5 protein-coding genes and 1 pseudogene are annotated in these 7689 nt (G+C 56.8%); 3 read left to right on the top strand and 3 right to left on the bottom strand.

Annotation, left to right across the window (positions count from 1 at the left end):
• Nucleotides 1–396 precede the first annotated feature (396 nt).
• Nucleotides 397–1119, bottom strand: coding sequence for a hypothetical protein (locus AACY02_RS05075; RefSeq protein WP_339431017.1), 723 nt, complete (start codon nt 1117–1119; stop codon nt 397–399).
• Between the two features lie 211 nt (nt 1120–1330).
• Nucleotides 1331–2782 (bottom strand): pyruvate kinase, encoded by a 1452-nt coding sequence (gene pyk / locus AACY02_RS05070; protein ID WP_339431009.1) that lies wholly within the window; start codon nt 2780–2782, stop codon nt 1331–1333.
• Between the two features lie 192 nt (nt 2783–2974).
• Here pyk and AACY02_RS05065 point away from each other — a divergent pair, with 192 nt between their 5' ends.
• Both AACY02_RS05065 and AACY02_RS05060 read left to right on the top strand, forming a co-directional pair.
• Complete coding sequence (locus AACY02_RS05065) at nt 2975–3361, top strand: tetratricopeptide repeat protein (protein WP_339431008.1); 387 nt, start codon at nt 2975–2977, stop codon at nt 3359–3361.
• A gap of 231 nt (nt 3362–3592) precedes the next feature.
• Nucleotides 3593–3952 carry a PilZ domain-containing protein gene (locus tag AACY02_RS05060; protein WP_339431007.1) on the top strand — a complete coding sequence of 120 codons (360 nt, stop codon included), beginning with the start codon at nt 3593–3595 and terminating at the stop codon, nt 3950–3952.
• 147 nt (nt 3953–4099) lie between these two features.
• On the opposite strand, the pseudogene AACY02_RS05055 reads toward AACY02_RS05060, so the two are convergent.
• Nucleotides 4100–4237: pseudogene (locus tag AACY02_RS05055) on the bottom strand (DUF6124 family protein); the annotation flags it as partial.
• A gap of 226 nt (nt 4238–4463) precedes the next feature.
• Between AACY02_RS05055 and AACY02_RS05050 the strand changes: the two are divergent.
• Complete coding sequence (locus AACY02_RS05050) at nt 4464–7634, top strand: hypothetical protein (RefSeq protein WP_339431006.1); 3171 nt, start codon at nt 4464–4466, stop codon at nt 7632–7634.
• Nucleotides 7635–7689: the final 55 nt, after the last annotated feature.

Here is a 7689-nt window from a genome sequence, read left to right as displayed (position 1 = left end):
CTTGATCATCTTCACGACTTGCAGCTTGAAGCTGTCGTCGAATGTTCTGCGTTTGTCGGTCATGAAAAACTCCTCGATAGATGCATTTTCCACCTATCGGGGTGTCCGGGGAAATTAGACCACTACAGTCCTTGAGTAGGGGGCGACTCAAGTAGCTACCCCTCACCATCCCCCGTCTACTGTCAGGTCTGACAGTAGACGGGGGATGTCACTCTGTGATTTACGCTTGCTGTGTCAGCGATGAGGCCGGCACAGGCGCCACACCTGCCTGACCCGGACGCAAAAAGTCCCGCCATTCAAATGGCGGGGCTTATTTTTCAGAAAGTCAGGTGGACCCATATCCTGACGCCATCGATACCCATGGTTGAAGAGGTTGTCAGAGGTGATTGCATACCTTCAACCAAGCAGGCCGCGCATGATTTTGATGTTCGTATCGGTTGTCCAACTGAAAAACAGTACGTTGTCAGGCATGAACGCGATGGCGAGTGATGAGCCCGTGGTCTGCGGGAAACGCAGGGAGCCGGTGCCTTTGCCGAATGAGCTGTCGAGTGTGCCGTCACTGATCAAGCGAGCGATCACAACGTTCCGTGTGGCCTCCATCGGCAAGTCTGCTCTCCCTGCCACGAGAAGTTTTCCGTCGCTCTGCGCTGTGCCCGCAAGCCACCCGGTTTCTGCATAGTCGAGCACTGTCTTGAGCGGTTGTGTGCGGTTGAACTGAATATTGGCTTTGCCGTTTGGCTCTCGACTGATCAGCAATCCTTTTCTGACGCTTGCAGAAGCTTCACCGATGGCAAAAACGCGTTGATTGGGCTGCAAGGCCAATTGATGAATTGCAAAGTATTCCTTTTTTTTACCAACGCTCAGATAACCCGTTTTGTTGAAAGTCTTGTCCGGCGAGCCATCGCTGTTCAGCACAGTGATGACGCCGAATGGGCTGTCCAGGTTCTGCAGCAAAAGGATTTTGCCATCGGGCATTACTGATGCCTGAGCCTGATCGTTATTGGGTTGACGGTCAGTTGCAGGTGTTGATGCGCAGCGGGTGGCCGGTAGATCGACGATGACTAAACCATTGTTGCCGAAGGTAGCGTCCGCAGTACCGTTCAGCGCCATCCGAAACAGTGCTTTTTCGATGGGGTGCCGCTGGCTCTCATCTGTTTGGCTTCAGGAAGGCAAGGCCTTCTTTCGTTCTTGATGGGATGCAGGCATCGACCTTGGCAGGCTCCTTACTGTAAGACCTGACAGTTGACGCATGAATAATTGCAGTGTCGGCCTTTACAGGGGCGAAAAAAAACCGCCATTCACATGGCGGTTTTTTTCAGCATCCGGTCACTCAGACCTGCGGGTCGCCCACGTGCAGGATCTTCATGCCGTTGGTGCCGCCGGTGGTGTGGTAGCTGTCGCCCTTGGTCAGGATGACCCAGTCGCCTTTTTCCACAACGCCGCGTTTGACCAGTTCGTCGATGGCCTTCTGGCTGACTTCGTGCGGTTCCAGCGAGGCTGGGTCGAACGGAATCGTGTACACGCCACGGAACATCGCCGCACGCGCCTGAGTCTCGCGATGTGGCGAGTAGGCGTAGATCGGCACCGAAGAACGGATACGCGACATGATCAGCGGGGTGTAGCCACTTTCGGTCAGCGCGATGATCGCTTTGACGCCCGGGAAATGGTTGGCGGTGTACATGGTCGCCAGCGCAATGCTTTCGTCGCAGCGGGTGAATTCCTTGCCGATGCGGTGGCTGGAGGTTTTACCGGTCGGGTGCTTCTCAGCGCCGACGCAAATGCGCGCCATCGCTTGCACGGCTTCCAGCGGGTACAGGCCAGCGGCGGATTCGGCCGAAAGCATCACGGCGTCGGTGTAGTCGAGCACGGCGTTGGCCACGTCGGACACTTCGGCGCGGGTCGGCATCGGGTTCTGGATCATCGACTCCATCATTTGGGTCGCCACGATCACAGCCTTGTTGTGGCGGCGTGCGTGCAGAATGATTTTCTTCTGAATGCCCACCAGTTCGGCGTCGCCGATTTCCACACCGAGGTCACCACGGGCAACCATCACCGCGTCGGAGGCCTTGATCAGGCCGTCGAGGGTTTCGTCGTCGGCCACGGCTTCGGCGCGTTCGATCTTCGCCACCAGCCAGGCAGTGCCGCCGGCTTCGTCGCGCAGTTGACGGGCGTAGTTCATGTCGGCGGCGTCACGCGGGAAGGACACCGCCAGGTAGTCGACTTCCATTTCAGCGGCGAGCTTGATGTCGGCCTTGTCTTTTTCAGTCAGGGCCGGAGCGGTCAGGCCGCCACCGCGACGGTTGATGCCTTTGTGGTCGGACAGCGGGCCGCCGATGGTCACGACGCAATGCAGTTCGGTGGCCGTGGCGGTTTCAACGCGCATCACCACGCGGCCGTCGTCGAGCAGCAGCTCGTCGCCCACGCCGCAGTCCTTGACCAGATCCGGGTAGTCGATGCCGACCACTTGCTGGTTGCCTTCGGTCAACGGATGGCTGGTGGAGAAAGTGAACTTGTCACCGATCTTCAGCTCGATCTTTTTGTTGGCGAATTTGGCGATACGAATTTTCGGGCCTTGCAGGTCACCCAGCAGGGCGACGAAGCGGCCGTGCTTGGCAGCGAGGTCACGCACCAGTTTCGCGCGAGCCTTGTGCTCGTCGGGGGTGCCGTGGGAGAAGTTCAGACGGGCAACGTCCAGGCCAGCCAGAATCAGCTGTTCGAGAACTTCCGGCGAGTTACTGGCCGGGCCAAGGGTAGCGACGATTTTGGTACGACGGACGGACATGCAAAGACTCCTGAGTTCAAGCGCTAGCGAAGGCTACTATGCTCGACGGGTGTAGTCATTGTTCGTTTGCACTACTTTTTGCGAAGCGCTTCGTTCTAATCTTTTCTTTATTGAACTCGGCAACTTTGGGACAAACGCGCCTGAAGATTTCCGAGCAGGGGTCGATACAGAGCACAAGACAGGAGAACCCTCATGCGATTGTTGCCCATTGCCGCCCTTGCCCTCAGCGTCCTCGCCGTCACGGGCTGTACCCGTTGGTCGATGAACCATCATTTGAACAACGCCTACAGCGCCTATGATCGCGGCAATTGCGAGCAGGTCATGCTTGAACTGTCCAAGGTCGAACGCGCCAGCCGTGCCCGCCCGTACGTGTGGCCGGAAGTGTCGATGATGCGCGGCCAGTGCCTGGAACGTCAGAAAATGTTTGTCGACGCGGCGCAGACCTATCAGTTCATCATCGCCTCGTACCCCAACAGCGAATACGCCTACCGCGCACGCGCGCGCCTGGAAACCTTGCAGAGCCTGGGCCATTACCCGATCCCGGTCGCCACCCCCGCCGTGCGGCCAACCCGCTTTTAATGGAAGTTGTCAGACAAAATCTGGCTGTGTGTACAAGCTGAGCTATAGTCGATTAACCCGGGTTTAGAGCCGAATCTGTAAACCCGGAGCAACACCTGCGACTGGCAAGTGGTCAGGTGACGGCGACGTAGCGACCGTCACACCGGAAGCGGGGAGAGCGGGCCTGCGACTCAGGCACGTTCCGAAGCAAAGGTGCGGCTCTGTGACGGAGCCTTGCATGGCGAACTGCGCATGTTTACCGACCGCCGGATTGAACGGCATCAGCTGCCGTATTTCCTTAGAGTGTTCAATAGCGTTACCGACAAGCCCATCGGTTTTCTCGGCAACGTGTCCGCAGACGGGCTGATGCTGATCAGCCATTTGCCCATGATGGTTGGCGTGGATTTCCAGTTGCATCTGAAAATCCCCGCCAGCGATGGCTGCCAGCAAGTCATCGACTTCACCGCGTATTGCGTGTGGTGCCATGAAGACGCCACGCCGCTGCATTACGACGCCGGGTTCGTTGTGCAGCGACCGCCGCCGGAATATGGGGAACTGGTGCAGGCGTTGCAGCGTTATTTCAGTTTTCAGCCGTTGCCGGCTTCGGCTTGATTTCGGCGGCGCTCGCTGTTGCCATCGCTGGCAAGCCGCCTCCCACAGTTTTGCATTGTGCATGGATGTTGCTGTCGACGCAGACCCTGTGGGAGCGGGCTTGCTGGCGATGGCGTCTTCAAAGGCGCCCGTGATCCAAAACCAGGCCACCGCGATCGCCCGCTCCTGATCCAGCGCCTCTTCCGCCAGCAATAACCCCATCTCATTCATCTGATAGATCGCCATCGCCAGATGCCTTGGCCTGTCATCGAGGTTGTCGGCCAGGTCGAGCAGCAGAATGCTGACCGGGGCAACTTTAAAGCGCACAAGCCGGCGGATTCTGAGTGAGTTGTCGGCAACTGCGCAACCTGGTGTAGCCGGGTGTTAGTAGCTGAAGGACATCCGTATGTTGTAGCGTGAGAAAAGTTACCGTTGGTCGGGACTGTCAAAGTTGACAGGTGCGCGCGTAAGTCAGGCCGCCGTAACTTAGGACGACCCGCCACTAGCGACGCCGACAATTGGAGCCCCGTGAATGACTTCCGACGACAGCGACAAATCCAGTCTGGAAATTTCCGGGCAGCAAGACAAAGAACTCGTCAATCAAACTGATCTTCGCGAAGTAACTGAAGATGCATTGGTTTCTGGCGCGGGGCCGCAACAATCGAGTGATGATCTTGCTTCCTCTATGTCGAAACCTCCCCCAGTAGAGTTGTTAGCGCCATATAGCTCTGTCATTCAAGGATGGGCGTTCAAATTGGAGTTCCGAATTCCTTGGGACGGAACCCATCAAGTATGGATAGATTACATGGTCGATGGCGTCATTCATCATCAGGTTTCCGAGTGGTTTCCCGGGCGTGTTGTTAATGTCGTCAATACAGCGTATACGAGCGACGGCGCAAGGTCGCTACGCATCCAGTGGCGTCTCGGAGATGAATTTTCGGATTACAGGTATCTCGATTACTACATTATTCATGACGTTTTAAGTTTCGAAGATATTTCAGAAGACTTTACCATTCGCGGTTATGGGGGGGGCGGAACGACGGCTTTTGCGTTGGAGGTGGGTCCCGGGAGTCACAACGCACTTGGTGCTGAAGTGGATTGTGGTCAGACTTGGGTTGCGCCGCTTGATACGGTGTACCCCCCAGGAAAAAAATCCATTGGGATGTTCCAAACGGCTCGTTATAAGAATCGTCAGTACTTTCGCTTATCTGCAGTCAGAGAAATGTTTTATTTATATTTGCCAAAGCTGGAGTCTCCCCGGCAAGGGCAAGTCTTGCGAACGTCCGAGTTGAGTTTCAGTGGCAAGGGGCATCGCGGATTAAGACTTCAGGTAGTGAGTCGAGATGATCACTATGACGTATTAAGTGAAGCTTCAGTAACTGCTTCCGATTCTTGGAAGTTGGCACCATTAAAAGAACGCATCCGATCTGGGGAACTCACTGTTGAAGTACAGTATACACACCCCAATATCAGCCACGGATACTCAAGAGCGGTCACGTTTGTTGCCGTCGGCGTGCTTGAAGTGCTCAAACCAGGACCCTCTTCTACGCAGGAGCCGAATTTTGTGTTGGAAGGGGACAACGGTGTAAGCGGCGCCAGTATTTCGGTGTATTTGGATCTCACCAATTCGCTGGTCGGCTCGGCGGTTGTGCCTGAGAAAGGTAGTTCGTGGGTTGCTTCTGTCGCTGATTTGCCACCAGGGCCGATCAGTCTCGTTGTCGAACAGGATCTGGGCGGTGTGTCATCCGAACGCAGTGCACCGCGAGCCTTCAGAATCCGCCCTCCCGAACTGGAAAAACCTGATGTCACCTTACTCCCGGATACAAGCCTGAAGTTCTCCGGCACCGGCCATTTCGATCAAAACTTCTCGACCGAAATCCAGTTCTCTGCCCGCGACGTTTCGCTGCCTTTACCTCCCAACATCCGCGTCGATGGGCTGGGTCAGTGGGAAACCGCCCCCGTTGTCTGGCCTCTTGGCAGCTACGATGTGACGGTGATTCAAAAAATCGCCGACAACGCCAATGGCTGGATCGAATCGCTGCCGCTTGAATTCGAAGTCCACAACAACATGCCGGATATCACCGAGGCGAGCTACACCGAGGAGTATCTACCCGTCTTCAGCGGTGAAGGTTACACAGGCGCCACCGTCTCGCTCAGGTTTCCCGATACAACCGAGGCTGCACGAAGTGTAGCGGTCGTGAACGGCAAATGGTCGACCCCGGCATTGGTGAAGTGGGGGCCAACCAACAAGCGGGAAGTCCACATTACACAGCATCTGGGAGACCATCCCTCGCAACGTCCTTTCATACTGCACGTCACGATTCCACCGCTGGCGCCAGGCCTGGATGATCCTTCCGAGGAGGGGTTGGAGCCGATATTCAGTGGCACTTGTTGGTCTGAAGCGGTGGTGAAGCTCCGGTTCAGCGACGACGGCTCGGAGTACGAAGCGGATGTGGAGGGTGAGCGCTGGGCATTTCAGCGAACCAAAGCATTTGAACCGGGAGTCCTCCACCGCGTCACCGTTACCCAGATCGTTGTCGATGTCCCTTCAGTGCCGGCATCGAAAACCTTCACTGTCCACAGAGTCATGTTGCAACCGCTCATCGTCGCGCCGGTATCCGGCTCAGAAGTGGGGTACGACGTCACCATTGAAGGTGATAACGGCATGCAGGGCGCGATGATGCAATTGCATGACAGCCAGATGGGAGGAACGCTGGGTGCTCCGCTCGAATTGCTTGAGGAGGGCAAATGGTCGATAGGACTACGCGATCTGGAGCTGAGGCATTACTTCCTCCACGCGCAACAGATACTTAACGGGCAAGAGTCGACCAACAGCGCTGTGCACGAACTCAAGGTGGTGGTGCCGCCGCCTCGATTCACGACGCCGATCCCTGGCGGGAAAGCGCCGCGCACCTCGAAAATTGCTGGCACTGGCCGACCTGGCGCGCGGGTGGAGGTCTGGCTGGAAGGCGCTACTGAGCCATTGCTGACGGATATTGAAGTGAACGCGTCAGACAGCTGGGAAGCCGAAGTGAGTCTGCCGGTGGGAAACACAACCATCTGGGCTTTTCAAACCTTCGTCCACAATGGCACTCCACAACGCTCTCAGCCCAATGAGCGTTTGCGTTACAAGGTCGTGCCGGCGGCTCCGTTTATCGAAACCCCGACTGCCGATGACCATGTCGGCCGACGGGTCGTGGTGTCGGGTTTCGCGACGCCCGGCGACACCGTGACCGTGACGCTGGGTAGCGACCAGGCAAGCGTCGAGGTGCGGGAAAACCGGACGTGGTCGGTAACGCTGAAGCCTGGGCAAAACGAAGGCAATCATGAACTCGAAGTTGTGGCGGCTTACGAAGGGTTTGAATCCGATAGCGCGAAACGCACGCTTCAGCTGGCAACTTATCTGCCCACCATTGAGATACCCGCGCCGGGACGCTGGGTCAGCAACCCGGTGCTGTTTGCCGGCACGGGCCGTCAAGGTGTCGGTGTTCTGGTCGACCCCTTCAACCCGGACAAGACATGGGCAGCGTCGATTCAGGTCGACCCTGACTGGCAAGGCCTGTCTGACCAAGCGCTACCGTTGGGTGGCAACTGGTGCCGTTTCAAGCTGCAACCAAGCGATAGCGATCCGCTGGGTTCCGACTGGGTCGGCAGTGAGCGGTTTGAAATCGAATCAGCACCGACGGGTAAATCACACTTGTAAAATTCCGATGAACGGGCATTAAACCTGTCATTTATGACAGTTGGCGGCTGCTGCG

It is taken from the genome of Pseudomonas sp. EA_65y_Pfl2_P78 (assembly GCF_963970495.1).
Taxonomy (GTDB): Bacteria; Pseudomonadota; Gammaproteobacteria; order Pseudomonadales; family Pseudomonadaceae; genus Aquipseudomonas; species Aquipseudomonas baetica_A.
This window is presented reverse-complemented; position numbering and strand designations above follow the sequence as displayed.

What these genes read in the sequence shown, in the direction of transcription:
- AACY02_RS05060 (WP_339431007.1), top strand. Translation starts at nt 3,593, where the DNA reads ATGTTTACCGACCGCCGGATTGAACGGCATCAGCTGCCGTATTTCCTT.
- AACY02_RS05050 (WP_339431006.1), top strand. Translation starts at nt 4,464, where the DNA reads ATGACTTCCGACGACAGCGACAAATCCAGTCTGGAAATTTCCGGGCAG.
- AACY02_RS05065 (WP_339431008.1), top strand. Translation starts at nt 2,975, where the DNA reads ATGCGATTGTTGCCCATTGCCGCCCTTGCCCTCAGCGTCCTCGCCGTC.
- pyk (WP_339431009.1), bottom strand. Translation starts at nt 2,782, where the DNA reads ATGTCCGTCCGTCGTACCAAAATCGTCGCTACCCTTGGCCCGGCCAGT.